Below are 23,977 nucleotides of genomic sequence, written 5' to 3'. Positions count from 1 at the left end.
GTCCTATGTGAGCCGCGAGCGGAACTGGGCCGACTTGGTAGCGTTACGAGCGCATCATTCGTGCCGTTGCCGTACAGCTGTACCCCTTGTCCGTATCGCGCGTGACCCCGTCGGATCGCACGAGCGCGCCAACAGACGGACTTGATGTTGAGACGCTCCGCCACTGCTGAGGCGGACCGCGCTTCAACGTGAACCCGTAGGGGGACTCGGGGTGGGGGTCGGCGTCGGCGAGGCGCTGGGCGCGGGTGCTCCCGAGCACGATGCCGTGATCTCAAGACGCTCGGCGACGGTTGCGTCCGCTCCCGTGTAATTCACGAAGTACATCGGACCCGTCAGGCTCTGGATCACGTTCTGGCACACGAGCACAGGCGGCTGATCCACGTTCGTCGGCCGCTCGAGCAGATAGCCGTACTTCGTTATCCCTGCTCCGTCCAGATATGTTCGCGCGAACTGCATCCTCGTCATCGGAGGCGCCTTGGACTCCGCATGGAGCTGGATACCAGCGATCTTGTTCCCGTACAGGATCACATCGTCATAAGCGTACGAGTTGGTGTACGCCCCGTGCTCGATGCCGGATTTCCCGTTGTAGTACGCGACGAATCGCGCGATCGTGTGGGTCGCGGGGCCGTTCTGCCACGTGAAGATGCCGTCCTGGAGATTGTTGTGGGCGACGGAGTCCTCGAAGGTCCACACGCCGACCTCGCCCTCCGGCCAGCCGAATCCCGAGGTGTTCTTCGATCCCTGGACGCCGAACGTCACGCATCCGAGGCACTTGTTCCCATCGCCCCTGCCCAGGAAGAACGCCGTCGTGCGGAAAGGGTTCTCGGCCGGCGCGGGCCGCACGTAGCCGGCGAGCGCGCGGTCGTAGACGGTATCGCTCGGCTTCTCGGCCTCACCGGGGTCGTTCCAGTATGCCCCCGACTGGGTGTCGAAGGCCGCGGTGTTGCGGAACGTGATGCCGTTCGATGCGTGGGGGACGAAGGCGAAGGCTCCGGCCTGACGCACGACGACACCCTCGATCAACGAACCGCGCGATCCCTCGCCGGAACGGTGGAAGTGGAGACCGTAACGGCCCATGATCGTGTCCCCGCTCTTCTGCGGTCCGACGTACCGGATCGCCACGTTACGCACCGATTGCGGCTTGGAGGACTTGATCCAGACATGGGTGCGGTGCGTGATATCGGTGCCCTCGATCCGCATGTTTCGCGTGAGGTTGACCACCTCGGCCCCGTACGTCGTCCCCGCCTTCACCGTGACCTGCGGGTGGGGATAGGTCAACGCGGCGAACCCGACGGATGAGCCGCTCACGGAGGTAAGCGTGCGGATCTCGTGGTGGGTCGAGAATCCTGCAACGTTTGGGTTCTCGGTCGGCGAGATGAGCACTTCATCGCCCACTTGCCAGCCTGCCGCAGCCTCCGAGAGCGTCGCCGTCGTCGCGCCCTTCGCCAACGTCCCGGCCGCGCGGGTCCAAGCGAGCTTCGGCGTGCCGCTGAGATCGAGGTTGCCCGCTCCCGCGACCCAGAGACCCTTGTCGGAGGCGAGCGGAACGTCGCCGCCGCCCACGAAGCTCGTCTCGGTGATGCCCGTGAACCGGATGACGTGCGTGAAGCCGGGTGCCGGCCACGAACGGAGCGTTCCCTGGACGAGCAGGTTCCCGCCGAGGTCGATGGTCGTGTTCGCGTTCGGGTTCAGCTCGACCGTCTGGCCGGCCGCGACGGTGTAACCGGAAGGGAAGCTCATCGCCCCCGACCAGATCGTGACGCCCATGACGCGTGCGGGCTCATCGGAGTGGATCGTTGATCGAGCCCAAAGCCCCGTGGCGATCAGAGCGGCGATCACGAAAGCAAGCGTGGACGTGCTGCGCCCGTTCAGGCGGTTCCCCAGTGGCATCGTTGCCCCCATCAACTCGGCTGCGTCACCGAACTCGATCTAAGGAATCGGAATACGTAGTCGCGTCTTGAGGCGCGATCCGGTCAACCTCAAGGTTTCCGAAGCTTTGGACTTGCGTCCCGCGCATGTGGTCATCGAAGACGCACACGCGATGTTCCGCGAACGAGACGTTGGTCCAGTTCGAGCGAAGTGGATCGTCAGCTCACGTGCCGAGCGCCTTCGCCGGAGAAGAGGCGACCCTTCTCTGCGTCTTCACAGAGCTCGACGAACGAGCGAACGACCTCGGGGTCGAAGTGTGTGCCGGCACACGAGCTGATCTGATCGAGGGCCTGCTCGAAGGAGAGAGCCCGGCGGTAGGGCCGGTCGGACGTCATCGCGTCGAACGCGTCCACGAGCGCGAAGATCCTCGCTCCGAGAGGGATCTGCTCGCCGCGGAGCCCGCGCGGGTACCCGGAGCCGTCCCACTTCTCGTGGTGGGCCTCGACGATCGGCAGCGCCGGGATCAGGAACTTGACCGGAGAAAGGATCTGCGCGCCGAGCACCGGATGGGTCCGCATGATCGCCCACTCGTCGTCGGTGAGCGGACCGGGCTTGGAAAGGATCCGTTCGGGGATCCCGATCTTGCCGATGTCGTGCAGGAAGAACCCGTAACGCAGCGTCTGATCGGAGGCGAGCTCTGGGGCGACGCGGGACGCGAGCGCCACCGCGTAGTCGTGGGCGCGATCGAGGTGGGAGCGCGTATGAACGTCCTTCGCTTCGACCACGAACGCGAGCGTCTTTACGGTTGCAAGATAGGACTCTTCGAGCTCTTCGAGCGCTTGCTCGAGCTCCGCCGTCCGCGCGCGTTCGCGGCGGTACACCTCGTTGATGTCGCGCGCGAAGGCGAGAAGCTGCTCGCGCAGACGGTGCTCTTCCACCGGATCGGTCGACCCGGTGGCGATCTCCTGGCTCATCGCAGTGCTCCGTTGAGGGTCGTCAGTAACTCGAGAGGGCTGAACGGTTTCGTGAAGTACATGTCCGCACCGCACTTCATCCCGCGGCGACGATCCTCGGGCGCGTCCTTCGCCGTCAGCATCACGATGAGCGCGGCCTTGAGCTTCGGATCGCCCTTGATCCGCTCGGCGACCTCGAAGCCGTCCATCCCCGGCATCATCACATCGAGCAGCACGACGTCGGGCGGACGTTGTTCGGCGAGCCGGAGGGCTTCCTCACCGGAACCAGCTTCCTCCAGCTCGTACGAGCCGTCCTCCAGAACCGCGCGCACGACATCACGGATCAAGGGATCGTCGTCCACGATCATCACCCGGGTCCTGTGCGAGGATCCGCGGGCCGCGGAGATTGCCATGGGGATATCTATGCAACCGGACGCGCTAGACCGTCCATAGTCATTCCGGAGGAGATCCGAAGTACGTACCGGCTAGGAACCGGTGACCCTGGAATTCGCCGGGGTCTGGAACGGTTCGCCCGGGATGCGCGGGCTACGTACGCGGAGCGAGGCGACGACCGAGCTCTTCGATGAGCCTGTCGAGCACGACTTGGATGGAGTGCCGTGCCGCAGAAACCTCACTCTCGGTCGCCTCGAGCGTGTCGATGATCGACCGAAGTTCTTCATCGGGCAGCTCGGGCAAACGCGCCAGCGTGTCATCGTTGACGAGTTTCTCGACTCGGCGTCGGGGCGTCTCGTACATGGCCGGCGCTTCCAGCTTCGGGAAGGATCCGCGATGGCTCGCCGGCCCGTGGCCGGCGAGGATCTCCGGGAGGCGGTCGACCAAGGATCCCGAAGGGCCGCCGTCCGCCCTCCGGGCTTGCTCGGCCCCCAGGATCGAGAGCCGGCTGTGGATCAGGCTCCGTTCGTAGGAGAGGACGCCTTCCTCTTCCTCGCACTCCTCGCGCATGGCGCGGAGGCGCTCCTCGTCGAGGCCGTCGAGGCCCTCCAGATACGAGGGGTCGAGGATCCGGTCGGACCGGCGGTTCCCGTTCTGCATCGCCATCATGCTAGGCCCCTCCTCGCGCGGACGCCATCTCCATGGGAATCCGAGAGCGGTCGAAGCCGGACAATCTTCGTGATCAGCGATGCGCGTCGAGCCAGTCGACGACGTCGCCGAGCACTTCGTCGCGCTCGGGTTCGTTGAAGACCTCGTGGAACAGCCCGTCGTAGATCTTCAATCTCTTGTCGTCGCTCGCAAGGACATCGAGCAGATCCTGCGAGCCGGATGCGTCGGCGATCGGATCGTCGCCGCCGTGGACGAGCAGCGCGGGCACGTTGACGACGCCCGCCGCGGCGTAAGCGCGCTGCGAGACGAGCATGACGGCCGCGGTGCACTCCGGCGGAACGTTCGCGTTGAAGACGAGTGGGTCTTCGGCGTAGGCGCGCACCACCTCGGGGTCGCGGGATACGGTCTCCGGGGGGATGCCGGGGGCCTCGGGGTCGGCCAGCGAATCGAGCGTCGCTTGCCCCGGCGAGATCGGACACGCGGACAGCACGACACCGCGGATGCCACCCTGGTTCCGCTCGCCGAGATACGCGAGTGCCGGAAGCGTCCCCATGGAGTGAGCCAATAGGAACAGCGGGCCGTCTCCGGTCGCCAACGAGATCCCTGCCTCGACGTCGTCGAGCCATTCGTCCGGCGAGCCGATCTTGCCGGGGAAGCCCTCGGCTTCGCCGTGGCCGCGAAGGTCGATGGCGTGCGACACGTACCCGGCGTCGGCGAGCTTCTGCTGCACGTACGCGTACCGGCCGCGATGCTCGGCGAGGCCGTGCACGATGAGGACGGTGCCGGCCGCTTTGCCGTCGGGCTGCTTCGTCGTGACCGGGGGGATCATGCTCACTCCTGACAGACGCAGAACTCGTTGCCTTCGGGATCGGCCATCGTGATCCAGGTCATGCCGAACTGGCCGGCCGGCGCGTCGCCGAGGCGCTCGGCACCCAGGGCCTCCAGCTCCTTCGCCTTCGCTTCGATGTCGGAGGCGATGATGTCGATGTGCATGCGGTTCTTTCCGGCCTTCCGTTCCGGAACGCGCTGGAGGAGGAGGACCTCACCGTCGTTGGGTCCTTTGAGCATCCCCCACTGCTCGGCGTAACCGGAGACCGTGTAGCCGAGGGCCTTCGACCAGAACTCACCGAGCTTTTCCGGGTCGGCGCAGTCGAGGACGATGTGGATGGTCATAGGCCGTAGGTCTTCGAGATGATCTCTTTCATGATCTCGGTCGTGCCGCCGCCGATCGGGCCGAGGCGCGAGTCGCGCCACGCGCGTTGGATCGGGAACTCCATCATGTAGCCGTATCCGCCGTGGATCTGGAGCACCTCGTCGGCAACCTTCCAGTCCAGTTCGCAGGCGAGCCACTTCGCCATCGACACTTCGCGCAATGCGTCCTCGCCGGCCATCATCTTGCGGAGCGCGTGGTAGGTCAGGCAGCGCGCGGCATGGATCTCGGTCTCGAGGTCGGCGAACCGATGGCGCCACACCTGGAACTTGGCGATCGGACGGCCGAACGCCTTGCGCTCCTTGCCGTACTCGATGCCGAGCTCGAGCGTCTTCTCCGCGGCGGCGACGGCGCCGAGCGCCATGACGACCCGCTCCCACTGGAAGTTCTTCATGATGTAGACGAAGCCCTGGCCCTCCTCGCCGAGCAGGTTTTCCGCGGGGACGCGGCAGTCGTCGAAGAAGAGCTCGCCGGTGTGCGAGGTCCACCATCCGACGGTCTGCATGCGGTTGGTTCGGAAGCCGGGCGTGTCCTTGTCGACGACGATCAGCGAGATCCCGGAGTATCCCTCGCCGCCGGTCCGGACGGCGACGACCACGTAGTCGGCCTTGGACCCGTTGGTTATGAACGCTTTCTGGCCGTTCAGGATGTACGAGTCGCCGTCCTTGACGGCGCGCGTGACGATCGACGCGACGTCCGATCCGGCGCCGGGCTCGGTCACCGCCAGCGCGGAGATCAGCTCGCCGCGGATCGAGGGGACCAGCCATTCCTTACGCTGATCGTTGTTCCCGAACCGGTAGACGTAGTAGGACCCGAGGTCCTTGTGCGCGCCGAGACCGGCCGCTACCCCGCCGGCGCCGCACAGCGTGAATTCCTCGGTCACAACGGCGTCGGCGATCAGGTCGGGCCCGGAGCCGCCGTACTCCTCCTCGTACTTGAGGCCGAAGAGTCCGAGCTCCCCGACGCGCTCGTAGAGCGAGCGCGGGAAGTCGCGCTGCGCCTCCCACTCCTCGACGTTGGGCCGGATCTCGCGGCCGACGAAGTCGCGCACGGAAGCCCGGAGCGCGTCGTGCTCCTCCGTGAACAACTCGTAGCGCGTGTCGGCCATCAGAGTCCTCGCATCTTGGCCAGGATCTCGCGCATGACCTCGTCTGCGCCGCCGCCGATCCGGATCAGTCGCGAGTCGCGCCAGGCGCGCTGGATCGGCACGTCCATCAGGTACGCCGCGCCGCCGAAGATCTGCATCGCGCTGTTCGTGACGCGGTTGATGACCAGACCCGTGTAGAGCTTGCACATCGTGGTCTCTTTGACCGGGTACTCGCCCTTGTTGAACTTCCAGACCGCATCGTAGACCAGCGCGCGAGCTGCCTCGATCTCGGTCGCCATCTCAGCGAGGCGGTGGGCGATCACCTGGTTCGCTCCGATCGGGCGACCGAACGCGTGGCGCTCCTTCGCGTACTGGATGCACCGTTCCAGCAACAGCTGCGAGCCGGCCACCGCTCCGGCCGCGGCGACGAGACGCTCGCCCTGCAGCTCCCACATGATCTGGTAGAAGCCCTTCCCCTCCTCGCCGAGCAGCGCGTCGGCCGGAAGGCGCATGTCCTCCATCACGATCTCGGCGGTGTCGGACGAGTGCATGCCGAGCTTGTCGAGCCGGCGTGTCACCTGCCAACCCGGCGTGTCCGTCGGAACGAGGAAGAGGCTGAAGCCGTGGTAGCCGCTCGGCTTGTCGGTTCGCGCGACGAGCGTGCAGAAGTGCGCGCGACATCCGTTCGTGATGAAGATCTTGAGGCCGTTGACGACCCAGTCGGAGCCGTCGCGAACCGCGGTCGTCTCGATGTTGGCGACGTCCGATCCCGCGTTCGGCTCGGTGATGCCGAGACAGGCGATCTTCGTTCCCTTGATCGCCGGAACCAGCCACTCCTGCTTCTGTTTCTCGGTCCCGAACTTCAAGACCGGCGGCGTCGCCATGTCGGTCTGCACGGCCACCGCCATCCCCACGCCGCCGGAGCCGCAGCGCGCCATCTCTTCCTTCAGCACGAGGCTCGAGATGTGATCCCCGCCCGAACCGCCGTACTCCTCGGGGTAGGAAAGGCCCAGTAGGCCCGCGTCGCCCATCTTGGTGAAGACCCAGTCGGGGAAGTTGCCTTCGCGCTCCCATTCCTCTGCGTGAGGCTGGAGCTCGCGCTCGACGAAAGATCGGATGGTAGCGCGGAGCGCGTCATGCTCCGGGGTGAAGAATGAGGAGACGATCGTGGGTGCCGCGGCAGGCATTTCCGCGGATGATAGAACGCCGGGCGGGGGTTAGCGAACCTGGCCGAACTGCGTCTCGGTCGAAGCGGAGATCTCGTACGTTCCGTCTCCATCGATCTGCATCGAGAAGCTCCCGTCCGTGCCTTGCCCGGCAGTAACGACGACACGATCCGAAGCGCCGAAGAGGATCGGGGACGAGACCGCGCCTGATCCGCTTCGCCAGGCGACGGCTGTCGCCCCACCCATCTGCGCCGGGCAATCGGTCAAGTTACGGATCGCGACGTCGGCGATGAGCTTGCCGGCGGAGATCTCCGGCCGTCCGATCGTGAACGACGCTGCGGGGTGCTCCTTCGGCGAGCCGGGCTCGATCTTGGACGCCGGCGCGAGTACGGCGGTCACCCGGCCACCCGACACCGTGACGGTCAACGGTGCGTTCTCAGCGGTCAGGCGGCGAGCCCCGCTCACGTCCGTTCCGTCGGCAGTCCGGCACCGCGTTACCTTGCTGCCGAGCACCGCACTCCCCCCGTCGTTCCGGGTGAGGAAGAAACCGAGCCCGATCGCGGCGATCGCGGCCAGAAAGATCCCCGCGACGACCCGGCGCCGCGATGTCATCGTCGTCCGCATCCGCTCAGTCTCCTCGACACGTCGCGTGGGTCAAGCATCCGCAATCCGTGAACGCCCATTGGATAACGAATGAGCCGGGCAAGCACAACGGGCTGCGACCGACGCATTCTTCTCGTATTGCGCAGAATTGACGCTCCATCCCAAGCGCGTATCGTCGGCCACAGCCCTCGAGCCACCCGCAGAGCTTGAACGAATCCCCGTCCCCACACGGGAGGAAGGCGGCGGCCGGGACGGTCGCCGCCTTCCGGTCTTTCGTCAGATCGCAGTGACGGTCGCCGCCACGCCGTCCGCGTCCACGTCGTCGCCCGGCTCGACCTCGGATCGAAGGAGCGCGATCGCGGCGCTGCCTCCGTCCGGGAGCGGTGCGGCGCTCGAGATCGCACCGGCGACCCCGGCGTCCGTGCGAACCTCGGCTCCCTCACGCAACGCGCCGGCCGCGCGCAATCCTCGGAGCACGCGGCGGACCCCGCCGAGGTTGCGCACTCGCGCGACCGACTCCTGACCGGGGTAGCAGCCCTTGTCCGACGCGACCGCGTGATCGAGCAGAGGCGTCTCGTTGACCAACACCTCCTCGCTCACGTCGCGCCCGAAGCGCGGACGGCCGGCCTCGACGCGAGCGACGTCGAGCTCCTCGAGGGATGCAGCGGGAGCGTCTACGGCCGGCGGCTCGCCGAACAGATCGACGCCGGGCACACCCCACACCACCCGAACGACGAGGAAGCCGTCGCGCTCGACGAACATCGCCTCTCCGCGGTGGGGAACCGGGATCCCGGCGGCGGCGAGCGCCTCGTCGGCGAGCGGGCCTCGCAAGGCGGCGACCGGCACGTCGATCGGCTCGAGCTCGCAACCGGCGAGGCCCGCGTGGCGGCCGATCCGCTCCTCGATGCCCGCGCGCGCCTCGGGCTCTGCGTCGAGCAGGATCGCGCCGCCCAGCATCGGAAGCACGCGCACCTCCGCAGAGATGCGGCCCTTGGGCGAGAGCGCGACGGCCAGCGCACCCCGGCCGGGCACGAGCCCGGCGACCTCCTGCGCCAGCACGTCCTGCAAGTACGCGAGCGGACGCTCCCCCGTCAGCCGGAAAACGGCGCGCGGGAGCGGCCGCACCAGGGCGGCGGCGGAGCGGAGCGCGACGGCGCCTGCGGTCATTTCTCCCACTGTAACGCCGCCCGGTAGAGTCACCTTCCCGAGGAGGTACCCCCATGCCGATGGTTCGATCCGGAGACGCCGATATCGCCTACGACCTCACCGGTCAGGGCGACCCGCTGCTGATGATCATGGGGTTCCTGTCGGACGCCCGGATGTGGATCCTCCAGACGGCCGCGTTCGCTCCCCACTACACCTGCATCACGTTCGACAACCGCGGGGTCGGCCGGTCGTCGAGTCCGCCCGGTCCGTACACGATGGAGCAGATGGCGACCGACGCGATCGCCGTGCTCGACGACGCGGGGATCGAGCGCGCGCACGTGCTCGGGATCTCGATGGGCGGCGCGATCGCGCAGCACGTCGCGCTCAAGGTGCCGGAGCGGATCCGCTCGCTGACGCTGGCCGCGACCTGGTGTCATCCGAACCAGTGGCTCGAGCGGCTCGGCGAGATGGGCCACATGGCCACCGAGTTCGATCGCGAGGCGTTCGCGCGGTCCGTGCTGCTGTGGCTGTTCACCCCGAACATGATCATCAACCAGCCCGACGTGGTCGCGACGATCGAGCAGCTGATCCTCGCGGAGCCGCCCCCGCCGGACACGTTCGCCAACCAGATCGCGGCCGTTCACGCCCACGACACGCGCGAGCAGCTCGCACAAGTCGAAGCGCCGACGCTCGTGATGGGCGCGCGGCGGGACTTCATGGTTCCGCCAGAACTTGCCGAGATCGTGCACAAGTCGATCCCCGGATCGCGGCTCGAGATGCTCGACGGCGGTCACGCGTTCTCCGCCGAGAACGCGCAGGAGTTCAACCGCGTGATCCTGGAGTTCCTGCGAGCCAACTGACGCATCGATGACGACGAAGACGCAGAGCAAGAAGGAGCCCGAAGGTCTCGCGTTCGTCGAGCCGCACAAGAAACAGGGCCTGACGTTCATGGTGCTGCCGACGAACGAGATGCAGGTTATCTCCCATCAGCGCAAGCCCAGCGACACGCACGTTAAGCGTGTCGTGGCATCGATCGAGCGCATCGGCTTCCTCGCCCCGGTGGTCGTCGTGCCGCCGGCCGACGCCGGTGATCCCTACCTGATCGTGGACGGCCAGCACCGGTTCCTCGCCGCGCAGGCGCTCGGCATGAAGGAGATGCCGGCGGTCGTGGTTCCGTTCGAGGTCGCCCGGAAGATGCTCGGCCTCAACGTGGAGAAGGAACCGAACATCCGCGAGCGCTCGTCTGTCGCGCTCTCCATCTACCGAGAGATGGTCGAGGCCGAGCCCGACCTGCCGGAGGACGACGGCCAGATCCTCGATTCGATCGAGCAGGCGCACTACGTGACGCTCGGCATCGCGTACGAGAGGTCGGGACGGCTGGCGGGCAGCTCCTTCGAGCCGATCTTGAAGAAGTGCGACGGCTTCCAGGAACGACCCCTAGCGGAAACGCTCCCGTTGCGCGAAGAGCGCGCGGCCAAGGTGCTCGCGGCCGACGCGGCGGTGAAGGAGGTCGCGAACAAGCTCAAGGAGATCGGCGCCTGGCACCAGTTCGTCGGTGCACAGATCATCTCGTACGCGAACCCGCTGAAACGCACGCGGAAGCAGGCGTCGTTCGACGAGACGTTCGAGAAGATGCTCGCGAAGCTCGAAGAACTGAAGGACCATCCCGAGAAGGCGCTGCGCGCCGGGGGCGACTAACCGGCCTTTCCCAGGCGGTGCTTCTCGGAAGCGTCTGACACGTCTGACATGTCTGACACTTCTGGGAACGCGCCTCGCCGACTCGGGATGAACGGGCAGAGCTTTCGGGACTAGAGCGAAGCTACGGCGATGCCGCCGGCGTCGCGGATCGCCTTTTCGGACGCGGTTGGGATCTCGGCGATCGACGAGTAGGACAGAGCATCGGGGTCGACGTCGAGCGCTGCTGCGTCGCTCGACCCGAGGTTCTCCAGGACTGCCTTTGAGGCGAGGATCTGTCCGTCCCTCGCCGTCTCCTGGATGCGAGCACATTCGTTGACCGCGTCACCGAGCGCCGTGACCTCGAGGCGTCCATCGGTCACCAGTTGACCCATGTACAGAGAGCTGCCCCAGTGAATTCCAACGTTCATCGGACAGCCCTTGGCCGAGATCAGGCCGTTCGTCTCCCCTTCGAATCCTGCTGCCACGTCTTGAACAACCTTCCGGATCTCGCGGGCAGCCCCGATCGCCGCTCGTGCGCTCGATGACGGAGAGCCGAGATCATCCGTTAGGAAGAATGATGTCGCCCCGTCTCCCGCATGTCGTCCCACGACCCCTTGATGGTCGATGACGACCCGGTCGATCGCCGTGACGAGTGCCCTCACCAGACTGAAATACACGGCACTCGGGAGGCGGCGCGACAATACGCCCGACGATTGCAGGTCCGCGAACAAGATCGCAGCCGAATGCCGGCCGGGCTTCGTCAAGCGCGCCATTCGTTCGAGGGCCGCTTCGTCGCCGCGCGCAAGGAAAGAGACGAGCCGAAACGGCAGCGGCGCGAAGAAGACGGCTGCCGCCCCGATGAAGCGACCCTCTCTGTCGTGGATCTCCGCCGTCAGTCCAGTCGTATTTACTGGGGCCATCCCCTCGCCCGGCGTGAACTTGACCGACGTCATCCACAACGGATCCTGCCGCTCGGCCACTTGATCGACGATGGCTGCAGCCTCCGCGCCGAGCATCGACGTCAGGATGTTCCGCATCCCTTCCCGCCCTCCCGGAGTGTGGTCGATCAACATGGGAAGAAGGTCGAGACCGCTGCGCTGAACGCTCCTCTGGGATGACTTGGCCAGGAACTCTTTGCTCAGGCTGAACTCTGCGTAGTGCAGCCCATGCCAACCCTCGACGACGCCTTCGCCGAACAGCCGTTCGAACTCCGAAGAGAACCAGGCCATCCGCATGTCTTGGTCGGCGATAATGGCCGCCATCCTGACTCGCTCGAGCTGACCGGCGACTGCCGCAAGTATGGGATGACTCGGGAGACCGGACGACACGACCGCTACTCCCCGAGCAGGGTCCTCGCGATGATCAGCTTCTGGATCTCGCTGGTCCCGCCGCCGATCGACGCGAGCTTCGCGTCGCGGATCGAGCGCTCGACGGGGAATTCCTTGAGGTAGCCGTAGCCGCCGAAGATCTGCACCGCCTCGAGCGCGTTCTGCATCGAGACCTCGGCGACGTGATACTTCGCGATCGAGGCTTCCTGCTGGTGCGGCAGGCCTTCCTGCTTGAGCCAGGCCGCGTGGTAGAGCACCCATCGAGCCGTGTTGATATTGACCCGCATCCGGGCGAGCTTGTCCTGGATCATCTCGAAGGAGCCGATCGGCTGACCGAAGGCCGTGCGCTGCTTCACGTACTCGATGCAGCCCCGAAGCTGAGCCTCCATCCCGCCGATCCCCGAGGCGATCATGGTGCACCGCTCCCAGTCGAAGCACTCGAAGCCGACCTTCCACAGCGCCGATCCCTCGGGCCCGAGCATGCTCGAGTGCGGCACGACCATGTCTCGGAAATAGAGCTCCGACGTCGGCGAGGAACGATTGCCCATCTTGTCGAGGTGCTTGCCGATCTCGAGCCCCGGGGTGTCCTTGCGCACGATGAAGCACGACATCCGCTGACCCGACGCGGCCTCGGGGTCGGTCACCGCGACGACGTTGATGATCTCGGCCGTCGGACCGTTGGTGATGAACGTCTTCGATCCGTTGAGCACCCAGTTATCGCCGTCGCGCACCGCCCGGGTCTTGATCCCGGCCGCGTCCGAGCCGGCTTCGGGCTCGGTGATCGCGAACGCGCCGATCCACTCACCGCTGCAGAGCTTCGGGAGGTACTCGCGTTTCTGCTCCTCGGTGCCGTGGAGCCAGATCGGCACCGCGCCGATACAGATATGCGCGCCTAGCGAGAGGAGCAGCCCCGAGTCACGCCCGCCTTCCTCCAGCGCCTCGATCGCGAGGTTGGTCGTGATGATGTCGGCGCCCGAACCGCCGTACTCCTCGGGGATCGGCAGGCCGCACAGACCGAACTCGCCGCACGCCCGCCACACGTCCATGTCGAAGCGGCCCTCGCGATCGCGCTCGTCCGCGCCCGGCGCCACGACCTTCTCGGCGAATTCCTGGACGGACTTCCGGAACGCGAGCTGCTCCTCGGAGAACGCGAAGGAAAGGCTCATGATCTCTTCTTCTTCTCACGAGGGAGGCCGATCAGCCGCTGCGAAAGGACCTTCAGGCCGCGCGGCTCGACGATACGCGCGACGACGACGAGCCCGATCACGCCGGAGAGTCCGAGCATGAAAAGGAGAAGGATGATGAACGAGATCTCGATCGTCACGGCGCGGCTACACTACCAAAAGCCGTCCCAAGGAGACCCCATGGCCAGCAAGTTCGTCGTTCGGTTAACGCACGGTTCCGGCGAGCCCGAGCCGGTGGGACAGGCGCTCACGATCGCATCCACGGCGTTGGTTTCCGGCGTCGCCGTCGAGCTATGGCTCATGGGTGACGGCGTGGAGCTGGCGCGCCCCGGCGCCATCGAGGAGTTGAAGCTCGCGCACTCACCCCCGCTGATCGATCTGTGGGAAGCCGTACGAGAGGGCACGCCGATCTACGCGTGCACCCAGTGTCTGATGCGCCGAGGCATGGACGTCGAGGACCTGCGGCAGGGCGTTACGCAGGCGGGCGCGCCGGCGTTCGTTGCTTCGCTCGCCGAGGACGGCGCGACCTGCCTCGACTTCTGAGCTGCGGACGTTCGGCATCCACCATCGTCGGGTGCGGCCGCCCGGCCCAGTCGGGGCCGAGCAGCGCGCCGCGCAACGCTTCCTCGCTCACGACGCCGCTCGCCCGCCAGATCACGTGCAGCTGCGGGTCGGTGACGAACACGGTCGGCACGCGCCGAACTCGGTAGCGATCGGCGAGGTCGAGCCGCTGCCCCGCATCGATCGAGACGACGCGAACGTCGGGCAGCTCGCCGGCCAGCTTATGGAGACGTCCTTCGACGATCCGGCACGGCGCGCAATTCTCACCGGAGAACTCGACGAGCACCGCGGCCGGACGCTCCTTTGCGCCGATCCCGACGTCGGCCGGCTCGAAGAACCCGTCCGCCGCGATCATCCGGCCTTCGCGGCTGCGCCACCACATCGCGAACGCGCCGCACGCGGCCAGGACGCCCGCGATGACGAGGAGCCGTGTGATCACGCGGCACCTTTCGCGGAGAGTCGCTTCCCGAACAGATACATCTCGCAGCCGACGCAGATCCCGGTCACCGCGAGCAGCGTCTGCAACGCCGCGACGATCAGCCCGAACGTCCACCCCATCGCAGGGTTGTCCAGGATGTAGAACCCGATCGAGCCGAGCGCGAGCATCGCGAAACCCATGACCTGCGCGAAGCGCGGCGGAGGCTCCTCTTCCGGGATCACGGGGATGTCCAGCTTGAAGGTACGCTTGGCGAAGCGGTATGCGGCGCCGAGCGGCGAGTAGCGGAGCCCGAAGAAGACGCCGATCGCCAAAGCGCCGCCGATGAGCGGGACCATCCACGATAGGTCGAGCGCGTATCCGATCAGGAGCGCGACCGCCGAGATCCCTGCGCCCCAGCGATGCGCGTTGCGATCGATCATCCGCGAGGCCATCTCAGACCTTTCCCTCGACCTGCAGACGCACGACCTCGCGGCACGCATCGTCGCCCCACGCGACGCTCGTCACCTGCTCGACGAACGTGTCTGCCCCCAGCGCCTGCATGATCCCTTCCTTCAGCGCCTTGTCGAGCGAGCACGCGAGCTCGGGGTGGCCCGAGGCGATGCCGCGGAACGGGCAGTCGTGGTCTTCGAGCTCGACCCAGCCTTCGCCGCGGCCGGCGATCCGCGTGGCGCCCGACACCTCGGACAGCGCACGGACGAGCGAGATCACCTGCTCCTCGAACGTCGGATGCTCGGAGCTCGGGCGGTGGCGGCGGCCCAGACGCTGGCCGGTCTCGAACGCGACCTTGCGCGCCGGCTCGGACACGAAACCGGTCTGCTCGATCAGCGTCGCGAGCATGTCGGCGACGAGCGTCGTTCCGTGCTCGAGGTGGGCCGGCGCCGTCTCGTAGAGCTTCGCCGGACGTCCGCCGGCCGGAAGCCGACGCCACTTCACGGTCGCGAGCCCCGCGTCCACGAGCACATCGAGATGCCCGCGCGCGACGTTCGGATGGAGCCCGGCGCGAGCAGCGACCTCCTTGGCGGTGAGCGGCCCCTCGGCGCGGATCAGGTCCAGGATCGACGCGCGCGTCGGTGCCGCGAGGGCCTTCGCGACCTTTGAATCCCGTTCCCCTGTCAGTGACGCCAACTATCTTCCCCCTGTTCAGGGTGGGTTTGCACTATTGCAATGATATAAATGCTCGCGGGCTCGGTCAACAACTCGGATCCGGGCGGCTAACGAACCTTCAAGATGAAGGTGTCGAAGTTCGCGACCAGCCTCAGCTCCCCCTCGTTCACGACCACCTCGCTCGGCACGATCCCGGCGGGGAGCTTCGGGATCTCGACCGAGAACGTCGTCTCGCCGCGCGCGCGCGCCCGGAACGCCTGCGGGACCGGCTTACCGTCCATCGTGAAGCTCGTGGGTTTGAAGGTGAGCACGCGCCCTCCGAGGGCCAGGGTCCCGGTCGCACCGAAACGACGACGGGTTCCGCCGACGACCTCGTCGGCCGTCACGGCCACGGTCCCGTCCGCGCGGAGTGCCACGGTGACGTCCTTCTTCTCGCTTTCGATGAAGGCGTTGATCGAACCCTCGGTGATGCGCGCGAACCCGGTGCCGCTCTCCACCGTGAGATCGAACTTGTTCTGGCGCACAAGCACATCGACCGATGCCTCCACGCCCTCCATGTCCATCGACAGCTCCGCGATCTCGAGCCCTTCGATAACGACGGTGTGAGCCTCGACGGTGATCCGAGGGATGCGACCCTGGATGACGCGAAGGATGATCGGGAACGCTTCGATCTGGACCGACGGCCGCTCCCGCAGTCCGAGGGTCGAGCGCATCCCGTTGGACAGCTGCGATTCGGCGAACGACTCGATCACGGCACTGCCGCCGAGGAACAACAGGAGGGGTATCGCAAGCAAGAAGACGATCCGCCGGATGATGAACATCTAAACGGCCACAGCTCGATAGGCGTAGAAGAACAGCGGCGCGGTGAAGAGAAGGCTGTCGAGGCGGTCGAGCGCCCCGCCGTGCTGCGGGATGACGCGGCCCGTGTCCTTGACGCCGAAGTCACGCTTGAGCATCGACTCGAACAGGTCGCCGAGCGGCGCGGTCAGCACGACCAGCGCCGCGAGCACCAGCCCTCGCCCAACAGTGATCGGCGGATCGAACCCGATCCCCGTGAGCAGCCCCACGACCAACGTCACCGATGCCCCACCGAGCGCGCCTTCCCACGTCTTGCTCGGGCTGATCCGCGGTGCCAGCGGTCGCTTTCCGATCGCCTTTCCGACGGCCCACGATCCTACGTCGTTGAGAACCACCATCAGCCCGAAGGTGAGCGTGATGCGGAACCCGTCCGGCACGCTGCGCATCGCCATCATGTACGAGCCCATCACTCCGACGTAGATCACGACGAACACCGAGCTCGCGATGCTGATGACGGCGCCGTCCCGATCCCGCCGCATCAGCACGGCGGCCGCGGTGAGCACGACCGTTGCCGCGACGACCAGCGGGAGATCCTCGGGCGCTGCCGGGCCTTGCCGGTACGCGACGATGTACGCGGCGGCAACGCCGGCGAGCCCGACGAGCGGCACCGGACGCGCGCCGCGCGAGCGCGCGAGCCGGAAGAGCTCGCCCCCGGCGATGAGCGCGAGGACGAGGAGGAGGATCAAGAGCGTGAACCGGCTGTAGAACAGACAGGCCAGCGCGATGCCGCCGAGTGCGACACCCACGAGGACCTTCGACTGAACGTCCGTCCGCTCCACGGCGCGCAAGTCTACCGACGCGCCGCTTGGGGGCCCGTCCGAGCTCAACTCGCGTGCGCCCGGCGCGAAGGCCACCAGTTGTGGCGCCCGAGGATCACTGCGATCGACGGGACGAGCAGGCTCCGGACGACGAACGTGTCCAGGAGGATCCCGACCGTGACGGCGAAGCCGTACTGCTGGAGGCTCCGCAGCGGCGCCAGCATCAGTGCCCCGAACGTTCCGGCGAGGATCAACCCGGCCGAGGTGATGACGTGGCCGGTGAGCGCGAGCCCGCGCGCCGTCGCGTCGGCGGTGGTGTGGACGCGCGCCTCCTCGCGGATCCGGCTCATCAGGAAGATGTTGTAGTCGGCGCCTAGCGCGACGAGCATCACGAACAGGAAGGGCGGCAACCACCACGCGACGCCGGGCTGCCCGGCGATGATCTGGAACACGAACGTCGTGAGCCCGAGCGTCGCCAGCAACGACAACAACACGGTGAAGATCAAGTACGCCGGCGCGACCAAGCTGCGGAGCAGGATCGCGAGCACGATGAAGATCCCGACGAGCACCGCGACGATGATCGTTTTGAGATCCGCCGACGACAGCTGACGGATGTCGTCGAAGAACGCCGCCGAGCCGGTGGCGAGGAGCTCGGCGTCCTCGAGCGGCGTCTCGTTCAACGCGAAGCGACCCTGCTCCCGCAAGATCGTGACGGCGTCGAGCGATTCCGCCGCGTACGGCTCGCGGTCGAGCGTGACGAGCAGCCGGGTCTGACGCTCGTCGGAGGTGATGAAGAACGCGAGCTGCTCGCGGAGGCCGGGGATCGACTCGACGAGCGCGGGCGTCAGTCCGAGGTTCCCGGCGGTCAGGATGTCGCCGATCCCGGAGGATCGAACGCGTGCAGCGCCTTCGGCGAGCCCCGCCCTGAGCTGCGCCAGCCCGGGCAGGATCTCATCGAGGCCTTCGATCATCCGGCGCGCGCCGTCGACGGTCGCATCGACGGCCGTCGCGCCGTCCTGCAGTCCGAGCCCGAGCTTCGCGAGGCCGGCGTCCATCTGCACCAGGCCGTCGTCGAGCTGCCCGAGACCGTCGATCGCCTTCGTCAGGCCGTCCGAGATCGTGCGGAGGAGTCCCTCCATGCCCCCGGCGTCCGCGTACTCCTTGGTTTCGGGGTCTTGCCGCGCATAGTCGCCGTCGAACTGTTTTCCGGTCAGCCGTCCGTACGCCTCGATCACCTTCGGATCGATCCTGCTGGTCGGCAGGGCAGCGCGCAGCGCCGCCGCGGCTCCGGCCGCCTGGTCGGCGAGGTCGTTTTCCGCGCCGGGTTTGGAGAGCCCGTCGGCCGCTTCGCGCAGGCCCGACCGGAGGCCCGTGATCCCATCGCGCATCTGCCGGACGCCGCCGCGCAGGCGCGCGACGCCGGCGGCGCCTTCCTCGAGCCCGTCGGCGAGCCGCGGAAGCTCGTCACGCATGCGCACGAGCCCGGCGCGTATCTGCTCGAGGCCGCCGATCACTTGACCGACCCCGTCGGCGCCTTCCTGGAGGCGGTCGGGGAACTCCATCAGCTCCGAGACGCCGGCAGCCTCAAGCTGCTCCTCACTAAACACGCCGCCGGTGGGTTGCGTGAGCGATCGGACGATCGCGACTCCGGGAACCTTGCCGATCGCGACCGTTACGTCGTTGATCGCGCGGAAGGCCTCAGGCGTCCACAGTGTCGAGTCGTGACGGAGCACGACGAACACGGGGCTGACCTGTCCGCGCTCGAAGTGTCCGGCGAGACGATCGTATCCGCGGATCGAGTCGGCGTCGGGCGGGAGTTCCGACAGCACGTTGTAGGTGACTTTGGCCTTCGTCGTCGCGAACGCCGGCGCGGCGAGCAACAGGAACGACACGATGAACACGCGCACCGGATGGTCGCGAACGAGCCGGGCGATGCGAGCCCACCTCATCGCGGCGCCTGAGCCTGCTCGGCGTAGGGCGGTGCGATGCCCAGCACCTCGGATAGCTGCTGCTCGTGCAGCGCGGCGGCATCGGCGAGGCGCTCGGGATGCGCCGGCCAGAAGAGCTTGCTGCCGAACGCGCTGACGAGCGCCGGCGTCAGCGTGAGCCCGGCGACGAGTGTGACGAGGACCGCGATGGCCATCGCCGGCCCGACCGTCCGGAACATGCCGAACTTGGCGACCCCCTGCGCCGAGAACCCGACGATCACGGTCCCCGCGCTCGACGCGATGACCGAGCCGACGACGGCCACGGTCGCCGCGAGCGTCGCGCGGTACTCGTGCGAGCGTCCGACCTCCTCCCGGAATCGAGAGATGAGGAACAAGCAGTAATCGGTGCCGGCGCCGAAGATGATCACCACCATGAACGTTTCGACGAGTGAGGACACCCGCATCCCCGCCTGTGCGAGCAGCGCGATGATTCCTTGCGAGACGAAGAGCGCGAGCGAGATGGTGATCAGCGGAACGACCGGCGTCACCGGCGATCGATACACCCAGAGCAAGATCAGGACCACCAGCCCGAGCGTGATGAACGTCGTGCGATCGATCGACTCCTGGATCGAATTGGACTGATCGGCCGCGACGCCCGCGTTCCCCGTCACGTGCACGGCGAGTCCGGCCGGATCGGTGTCCTTGATGTGCTTTCGGACCTCGACGACGGCATCGTTCGTCGGAGGCTCGAACGGGGGCGTCGAGAACGAAACGATCATGATCATGGTCGTCCCGTCCTTCGCGGTCAGCACGTCGGCCAGCTCGGGCCGCGTCCTCACCGACTGCGTCCCTTTGACGACGTCGGGCGCGGCGTCCGAACGCAACCAGGCTTCAAGCTCGGCCAGATAGGCGAGATCGCTTTCCGTCAGCTTCGGGACCCGCGATAACACGACCGCCGCCGAGTTGCCGAACTCGTCCTCGGGCCACCCGTCGACCAGCGCTTGCGCGGCGCGCACGCTCTCGGCGTCGGCGGTGAGGAAGGCGGTCTCGTCGTAGGTCGCGACGTCGCGGAGCGACGGCGCGACCGTCCTCACGACCCCGGCGAGCGCGATCCAGACGAGGATGATCCAGACGTAGCGTCGCGCCGCGAAGCGGCCGAGCCTATCGAACACGGGAAGCCTCCAAGGAGAGCGAGCGGGTCTGCCGCTTGATATCGCCTGGTGGTGCTCCTCGCAAACCGGGCGAAAGGCGCTCGGAACCGATACCTGCTCCCAGCGGTGTCAGACAAGACGACGTCAACTTGTCGGACACTCGTGCGGAGGAGCCGGGTGCCTGGTCAATCGGCCGGCGCGGACCCCGGATCGACGATGACACTCGGCGAGCGCTCGGTCGCCCTTCGCAGGAGGTCCTCGATCTCGGTGACGAGGCGCGCCGCGAACGGCTGGGTGAAGCCGTCCTCGGCGTGGCCGAACCGCTCGATCACGATCAGCCGCTTCGGTTCGGGCGCGCGTTGATGGAGGAGCTCGGCTTCGGCCACGGGGAAGAAGTGGTCGTCGGCTCCATGCACGATCAGGATCGGGGCCCGGATCTTCGCCACCGCGTCCATCGGCGGCTCGGGATCCCCCCACTTAAGATCGATGCGCGTGCCGAACAACCGCCGGACGACACGCCTGCCGAACGGGCTCGTGAAGATCCACGTCATGCGGCGCACGGCCTTGGTGTCGCTCGTCCCCCACCGGGACGGCGTCGATATCGCAACGACGGCGTCGGCGTCGCCCCCATCGACCACATCAGCAGCAGCGCGGATCACCGCGATGCCACCGAGCGACGCACCGACGGTCACGACGCGCGCAAAGCCGCGAGCCCGCGCGAACCCGACCGCGGCGTGGACGTCGAGCGACTCCAGCTCCCCACCGGTGCACCAGCCTTGCGATTGCCCATGCCCGCGAAGGTCGAACGCGAGGACGGGGAATCGCCGCGCCAGGCCCTCGACCAGGAGCCGGATCTTCGGCTTCGTGCGGTATCCGTTGAACCCGTGGACGAACACGACGCAGGTATCGCCGCCGGCTTCGGCGAGCAGGGACGCAGCCAGCCGGATGCCGTCTGAGGTGTCGAACCAGACCTGCGAATGCGGCGCCCGGAAGCCGCCGCGCACGCGCGAGCCACCGCCGAGCAGGCCGTGGGTTCGCCAGTGCTCGCGACGTGTCCGAGGACGGCCTTTCAACCGGAACCTCCTTGAGGGGGGAGCCGTCGTCTGCTACTTTGCGCACGAGTCGCCGGGGTCCGCAACCGGCGGCGACCCCAGGCAATGAAGCCCGGCTGCCTGGGGATCTTCCGTTTTCGGGCCCGTTTCAATCGGGGGCGACGTGGCGGATATCGAGATCCTGAGCGACCGGCCGGAGGACCTCGGCTGGCTGGTCGCCGCGCTCGAGCAGGGCGGACATCGGGTCGCGGTGGATGCGCTGACCGAGTCGCTCCGCGGCCCCGATCCCGATCTCCTGTTCGTCGACGCCGCGAAGGATCTCTCCCGAGGCCGGGACGCGTGTCGCGCCATCCACGGCTCGTCCCCTCGAGTGCACCAGCTCGCGATCGTCGCGCCGGACATGCTGGACGCGGTCGGCCCCGACTGGGGCGTCGGCTCCTTCGTCATCGACGGAGCCAACGTCGACGAGGTGCTCGCGCGGGTGCGGCTTGCGATCGGTGCCTCGATCACCGACGCGCCGGCGGCGATCCGCGTTGGCGAGCTGACGATCGACCCCGAGACCTACCAGGTGCGCCTGCGCGGCCGGCCGCTCGACCTCACCTTCAAGGAGTTCCAGCTCTTGCTGTACCTTTCCGAGCGGCCGGGTCGCGTGTTCTCGCGGTCGCGCTTGCTGCAGGAGGTGTGGGGGTACGATTTCTTCGGAGGCACGCGCACGGTGGACGTGCACGTCCGGCGCCTCCGCGCCAAGCTCGGAGCGGAGCACGAAGCCATGATCGCCACCATCCGTAACGTCGGCTACAAGCTCGAGGTCCCCCCGCGGGGGCGCTGACGCATGCTGGATCAGCAGTACGTCCTCCGAACGGTCGAGGAGCGCGACGTCCGCTTCATCCGACTGTGGTTCACCGACGTCCTCGGCTTCCTCAAGTCGTTCGCCATCACTCCGGCGGAGCTCGAGGCCGCGTTCGAGGAGGGGATGGGCTTCGACGGCTCGGCGATCGAAGGGTTCGCGCGCACCCAAGAGTCGGACATGCTGGCTCGGCCCGACCCCGCAACGTTCCAGATCCTGCCCTGGCGTCCGGGCGAGCAGGGCGTCGCGCGGATGTTCTGCGACGTGATGACACCCGACGGCGAGCCGTTCGCCGGGGATCCCCGGTACGTGCTTCGGCGCGCGCTCGCTCGCGCGCAAGAGATGGGGTTCACCTTCTACGTCGGACCGGAGCTCGAGTACTTCTATTTCCGGGACTCCGCCGGCACGGAGCCGCTCGATCAGGGCGGATACTTCGACCTGACACCGCTGGACATCGCCTCCGATCTGCGCAAGCGGACCGTCTTCTACCTTGAGTCGATGGGGATCTCGGTCGAGTCCGTCCATCACGAGGTCGCTCCCTCCCAGCACGAGATCGTCCTGCGCGACGCCGACGCACTTTCGATGGCGGACGGCGTGATGACCGCCCGGCTCGCGGTCAAGGAGGTCGCGCAGGAAGCGGGGCTCTACGCCACCTTCATGCCCAAGCCGATCCAAGGAGCGTTCGGATCGGGCATGCACACCCACATGGCGCTCTACGAAGGCGACCGCAACGCGTTCTTCGACCCCGACTCCGAGCACAACCTGTCCAAGGTCGCGCGGGCGTTCCTGGCCGGGATGCTCACCCACGCGCGGGAGATCACCGCGGTCTGCAACCAATGGGTGAACTCCTACAAGCGGCTCGTTCCCGGCTACGAGGCGCCGATCCACATCGGGTGGGCCCGGCGGAACCGCTCGGCGCTGCTGCGGATCCCGACGTCCATGGGCGGCACCGACATCAGGGTGGAGTTCCGCTCCCCCGACCCGGCCTGCAACCCGTACCTGGCTTTCGCCCTGATGCTTTCGGCCGGGCTCGACGGGATCGCACAGAATGCCGACCTGCCCGAGCCGGTGTCCGACAACATCTACGACATGACGCCGGCCGAGCGCGCCGCGGCCGGCATCGAAACGCTCCCCGAGGACCTCTCGGAGGCCATCCAGGCCATGGAGAAGAGCAAGCTGGTGCGCGACACCCTCGGCGACCACGTCTTCGAACACTTCATCCGCAACAAGCGCGGCGAGTGGGAGGCGTACAAAGCGTACGTCTCCCCGTTCGAGATCGAACGTTCGCTCCCCGTCCTCTAGGACGACACCGAACCACCCGTTCGGGCTAGGCATCTCCCAAAGGGAGGGACCCGTCGGCCCATCTTCGTGCGGGACGCTCGAGAAAAATCGGACCTCTGCCGACACTCCCAATACGTAGCCGTCCATCGATCAGCCGGGGTGTTGGGGATGCAGCAAGCAGTCAAACTTCGCAGCTACGCCCGGTTCGTAATTGTTGCCGGGCTCGTCATCGGGCTGGTCTCCTTCATCCCCTCAAAGGCGGAAGCCGCGACCTCCTCCACCGAAAAACAGATGGTCGCTCTGATCAACAAGGCTCGCGCTCAGGCCGGGAGGCCGGCATTGAAGATGTCGGGTCTTCTGTCTAAGAAGGCTCGCAAGCACAGCGCGAAGATGATGTCGAAGGACACGATCTTCCATAACTCGTCGCTCGCGAAGTCGATGAGGCGTATCAAGTGGAGGATCCTCGGCGAGAACGTGGGCATGGGTCCCACGATCACCGGGCTTCACAAGGCGTTCATGGACTCGCCCGGACACCGGGCCAATAACCTCGACAAGCGCTTCAAGAAGGTCGGGGTCGGGGTGACCTCGAAGAACGGTCGCCTCTGGGTGACGGTCATCTTCCTGCGCTAACGAGCGAGACTGCTACAGTCCCCGTTGTAGGGCCGCTAGCTCAACGGGTAGAGCACCGGGCTTTTAACCCGGCGGACCGGGTT

27 protein-coding genes are annotated in these 23,977 nt (G+C 66.9%); 6 read left to right on the top strand and 21 right to left on the bottom strand.

Translation table 11 applies throughout. From position 1 onward, the window contains the following. Positions 1–183: 183 nt before the first annotated feature. The 10 genes from WEB06_15525 to WEB06_15480 form a co-directional block, all read right to left on the bottom strand. A complete protein-coding gene (locus WEB06_15525) occupies positions 184–1,890 on the bottom strand; it encodes a hypothetical protein (GenBank protein ID MEX2557022.1) in 1,707 nt (568 codons plus the stop codon). Positions 1,891–2,087: 197 nt separating this feature from the next. After that, positions 2,088–2,843: an HD domain-containing phosphohydrolase gene (locus WEB06_15520; GenBank protein MEX2557021.1), complete on the bottom strand. Its 756-nt coding sequence runs from the start codon at positions 2,841–2,843 to the stop codon at positions 2,088–2,090. Next, positions 2,840–3,235, bottom strand: a complete 396-nt coding sequence (locus WEB06_15515) for a response regulator (protein MEX2557020.1) — start codon at positions 3,233–3,235, stop codon at positions 2,840–2,842. The genes WEB06_15520 and WEB06_15515 overlap by 4 nt, the downstream gene beginning before the upstream one ends. A gap of 133 nt (positions 3,236–3,368) precedes the next feature. Next, entirely contained in the window at positions 3,369–3,881 is a 513-nt protein-coding gene (locus WEB06_15510; protein MEX2557019.1) for an aerial mycelium formation protein, read from the bottom strand. A gap of 76 nt (positions 3,882–3,957) precedes the next feature. Next, positions 3,958–4,713: a lysophospholipase gene (locus WEB06_15505; GenBank protein ID MEX2557018.1), complete on the bottom strand. Its 756-nt coding sequence runs from the start codon at positions 4,711–4,713 to the stop codon at positions 3,958–3,960. A gap of 2 nt (positions 4,714–4,715) precedes the next feature. Continuing rightward, entirely contained in the window at positions 4,716–5,057 is a 342-nt protein-coding gene (locus WEB06_15500; protein MEX2557017.1) for a VOC family protein, read from the bottom strand. Next, positions 5,054–6,202, bottom strand: a complete 1,149-nt coding sequence (locus WEB06_15495; protein ID MEX2557016.1) for an acyl-CoA dehydrogenase family protein — start codon at positions 6,200–6,202, stop codon at positions 5,054–5,056. Before WEB06_15495 ends, WEB06_15500 begins: the two co-directional genes overlap by 4 nt. After that, entirely contained in the window at positions 6,202–7,368 is a 1,167-nt protein-coding gene (locus WEB06_15490; GenBank protein MEX2557015.1) for an acyl-CoA dehydrogenase family protein, read from the bottom strand. The genes WEB06_15495 and WEB06_15490 overlap by 1 nt, the downstream gene beginning before the upstream one ends. A 30-nt stretch (positions 7,369–7,398) precedes the next feature. Further along, positions 7,399–7,971, bottom strand: coding sequence for a hypothetical protein (locus WEB06_15485; GenBank protein MEX2557014.1), 573 nt, complete (start codon positions 7,969–7,971; stop codon positions 7,399–7,401). A 255-nt stretch (positions 7,972–8,226) separates the two neighbouring features. Next, positions 8,227–9,117: a hypothetical protein gene (locus WEB06_15480; GenBank protein ID MEX2557013.1), complete on the bottom strand. Its 891-nt coding sequence runs from the start codon at positions 9,115–9,117 to the stop codon at positions 8,227–8,229. 53 nt (positions 9,118–9,170) lie between these two features. Here WEB06_15480 and WEB06_15475 point away from each other — a divergent pair, with 53 nt between their 5' ends. After that, the gene (locus WEB06_15475) at positions 9,171–9,956 is read left to right on the top strand and encodes an alpha/beta fold hydrolase (GenBank protein MEX2557012.1); all 786 of its coding nucleotides are present in this window, start codon (positions 9,171–9,173) and stop codon (positions 9,954–9,956) included. A 7-nt stretch (positions 9,957–9,963) separates the two neighbouring features. After that, on the top strand, positions 9,964–10,794 hold the full coding sequence (locus WEB06_15470; GenBank protein ID MEX2557011.1) for a ParB/RepB/Spo0J family partition protein: 831 nt from the start codon (positions 9,964–9,966) through the stop codon (positions 10,792–10,794). Positions 10,795–10,904: 110 nt separating this feature from the next. On the opposite strand, the gene WEB06_15465 is transcribed toward WEB06_15470, so the two are convergent. From WEB06_15465 to WEB06_15455, 3 genes are all read right to left on the bottom strand, one after another. Next, entirely contained in the window at positions 10,905–12,035 is a 1,131-nt protein-coding gene (locus WEB06_15465) for an adenylate/guanylate cyclase domain-containing protein (protein ID MEX2557010.1), read from the bottom strand. Positions 12,036–12,106: 71 nt separating this feature from the next. Then, positions 12,107–13,267 carry an acyl-CoA dehydrogenase family protein gene (locus tag WEB06_15460; protein ID MEX2557009.1) on the bottom strand — a complete coding sequence of 387 codons (1,161 nt, stop codon included), beginning with the start codon at positions 13,265–13,267 and terminating at the stop codon, positions 12,107–12,109. Then, positions 13,264–13,425, bottom strand: a complete 162-nt coding sequence (locus WEB06_15455; GenBank protein MEX2557008.1) for a hypothetical protein — start codon at positions 13,423–13,425, stop codon at positions 13,264–13,266. The genes WEB06_15460 and WEB06_15455 overlap by 4 nt, the downstream gene beginning before the upstream one ends. A 40-nt stretch (positions 13,426–13,465) precedes the next feature. On the opposite strand from WEB06_15455, the gene WEB06_15450 reads away from it, so the two are divergent. Beyond that, complete coding sequence (locus WEB06_15450; protein ID MEX2557007.1) at positions 13,466–13,828, top strand: DsrE family protein; 363 nt, start codon at positions 13,466–13,468, stop codon at positions 13,826–13,828. On the opposite strand, the gene WEB06_15445 is transcribed toward WEB06_15450, so the two are convergent. From WEB06_15445 to WEB06_15410, 8 genes are all read right to left on the bottom strand, one after another. Then, a complete protein-coding gene (locus WEB06_15445) occupies positions 13,758–14,285 on the bottom strand; it encodes a thioredoxin family protein (protein MEX2557006.1) in 528 nt (175 codons plus the stop codon). The genes WEB06_15450 and WEB06_15445 overlap by 71 nt on opposite strands. Beyond that, a complete protein-coding gene (locus WEB06_15440; protein MEX2557005.1) occupies positions 14,282–14,716 on the bottom strand; it encodes a DUF4395 domain-containing protein in 435 nt (144 codons plus the stop codon). Before WEB06_15440 ends, WEB06_15445 begins: the two co-directional genes overlap by 4 nt. Position 14,717: 1 nt before the next feature. Next, on the bottom strand, positions 14,718–15,410 hold the full coding sequence (locus tag WEB06_15435) for a helix-turn-helix domain-containing protein (protein ID MEX2557004.1): 693 nt from the start codon (positions 15,408–15,410) through the stop codon (positions 14,718–14,720). A gap of 86 nt (positions 15,411–15,496) precedes the next feature. Next, positions 15,497–16,210, bottom strand: a complete 714-nt coding sequence (locus tag WEB06_15430) for a DUF2993 domain-containing protein (GenBank protein MEX2557003.1) — start codon at positions 16,208–16,210, stop codon at positions 15,497–15,499. After that, positions 16,211–17,026, bottom strand: coding sequence for a phosphatidate cytidylyltransferase (locus tag WEB06_15425; protein ID MEX2557002.1), 816 nt, complete (start codon positions 17,024–17,026; stop codon positions 16,211–16,213). Between the two features lie 44 nt (positions 17,027–17,070). Further along, positions 17,071–18,954, bottom strand: coding sequence for an MMPL family transporter (locus tag WEB06_15420; GenBank protein ID MEX2557001.1), 1,884 nt, complete (start codon positions 18,952–18,954; stop codon positions 17,071–17,073). Further along, positions 18,951–20,105 carry an MMPL family transporter gene (locus tag WEB06_15415; protein MEX2557000.1) on the bottom strand — a complete coding sequence of 385 codons (1,155 nt, stop codon included), beginning with the start codon at positions 20,103–20,105 and terminating at the stop codon, positions 18,951–18,953. The genes WEB06_15420 and WEB06_15415 overlap by 4 nt, the downstream gene beginning before the upstream one ends. A gap of 164 nt (positions 20,106–20,269) precedes the next feature. Then, the gene (locus WEB06_15410) at positions 20,270–21,157 is read right to left on the bottom strand and encodes an alpha/beta fold hydrolase (protein ID MEX2556999.1); all 888 of its coding nucleotides are present in this window, start codon (positions 21,155–21,157) and stop codon (positions 20,270–20,272) included. 142 nt (positions 21,158–21,299) lie between these two features. On the opposite strand from WEB06_15410, the gene WEB06_15405 reads away from it, so the two are divergent. From WEB06_15405 to WEB06_15395, 3 genes are all read left to right on the top strand, one after another. Next, entirely contained in the window at positions 21,300–21,965 is a 666-nt protein-coding gene (locus WEB06_15405) for a response regulator transcription factor (GenBank protein MEX2556998.1), read from the top strand. Positions 21,966–21,968: 3 nt separating this feature from the next. Beyond that, positions 21,969–23,285, top strand: a complete 1,317-nt coding sequence (locus WEB06_15400; GenBank protein ID MEX2556997.1) for a glutamine synthetase family protein — start codon at positions 21,969–21,971, stop codon at positions 23,283–23,285. A gap of 147 nt (positions 23,286–23,432) precedes the next feature. After that, positions 23,433–23,894 carry a CAP domain-containing protein gene (locus tag WEB06_15395; protein ID MEX2556996.1) on the top strand — a complete coding sequence of 154 codons (462 nt, stop codon included), beginning with the start codon at positions 23,433–23,435 and terminating at the stop codon, positions 23,892–23,894. Positions 23,895–23,977 lie beyond the last annotated feature (83 nt).

The organism is Actinomycetota bacterium (assembly GCA_040905475.1).
GTDB lineage: Bacteria > Actinomycetota > AC-67 > AC-67 > AC-67 > DATFGK01.
Note: the sequence above shows the minus strand (reverse complement) of the source record. Positions and strands in the feature narration are given on the sequence as shown.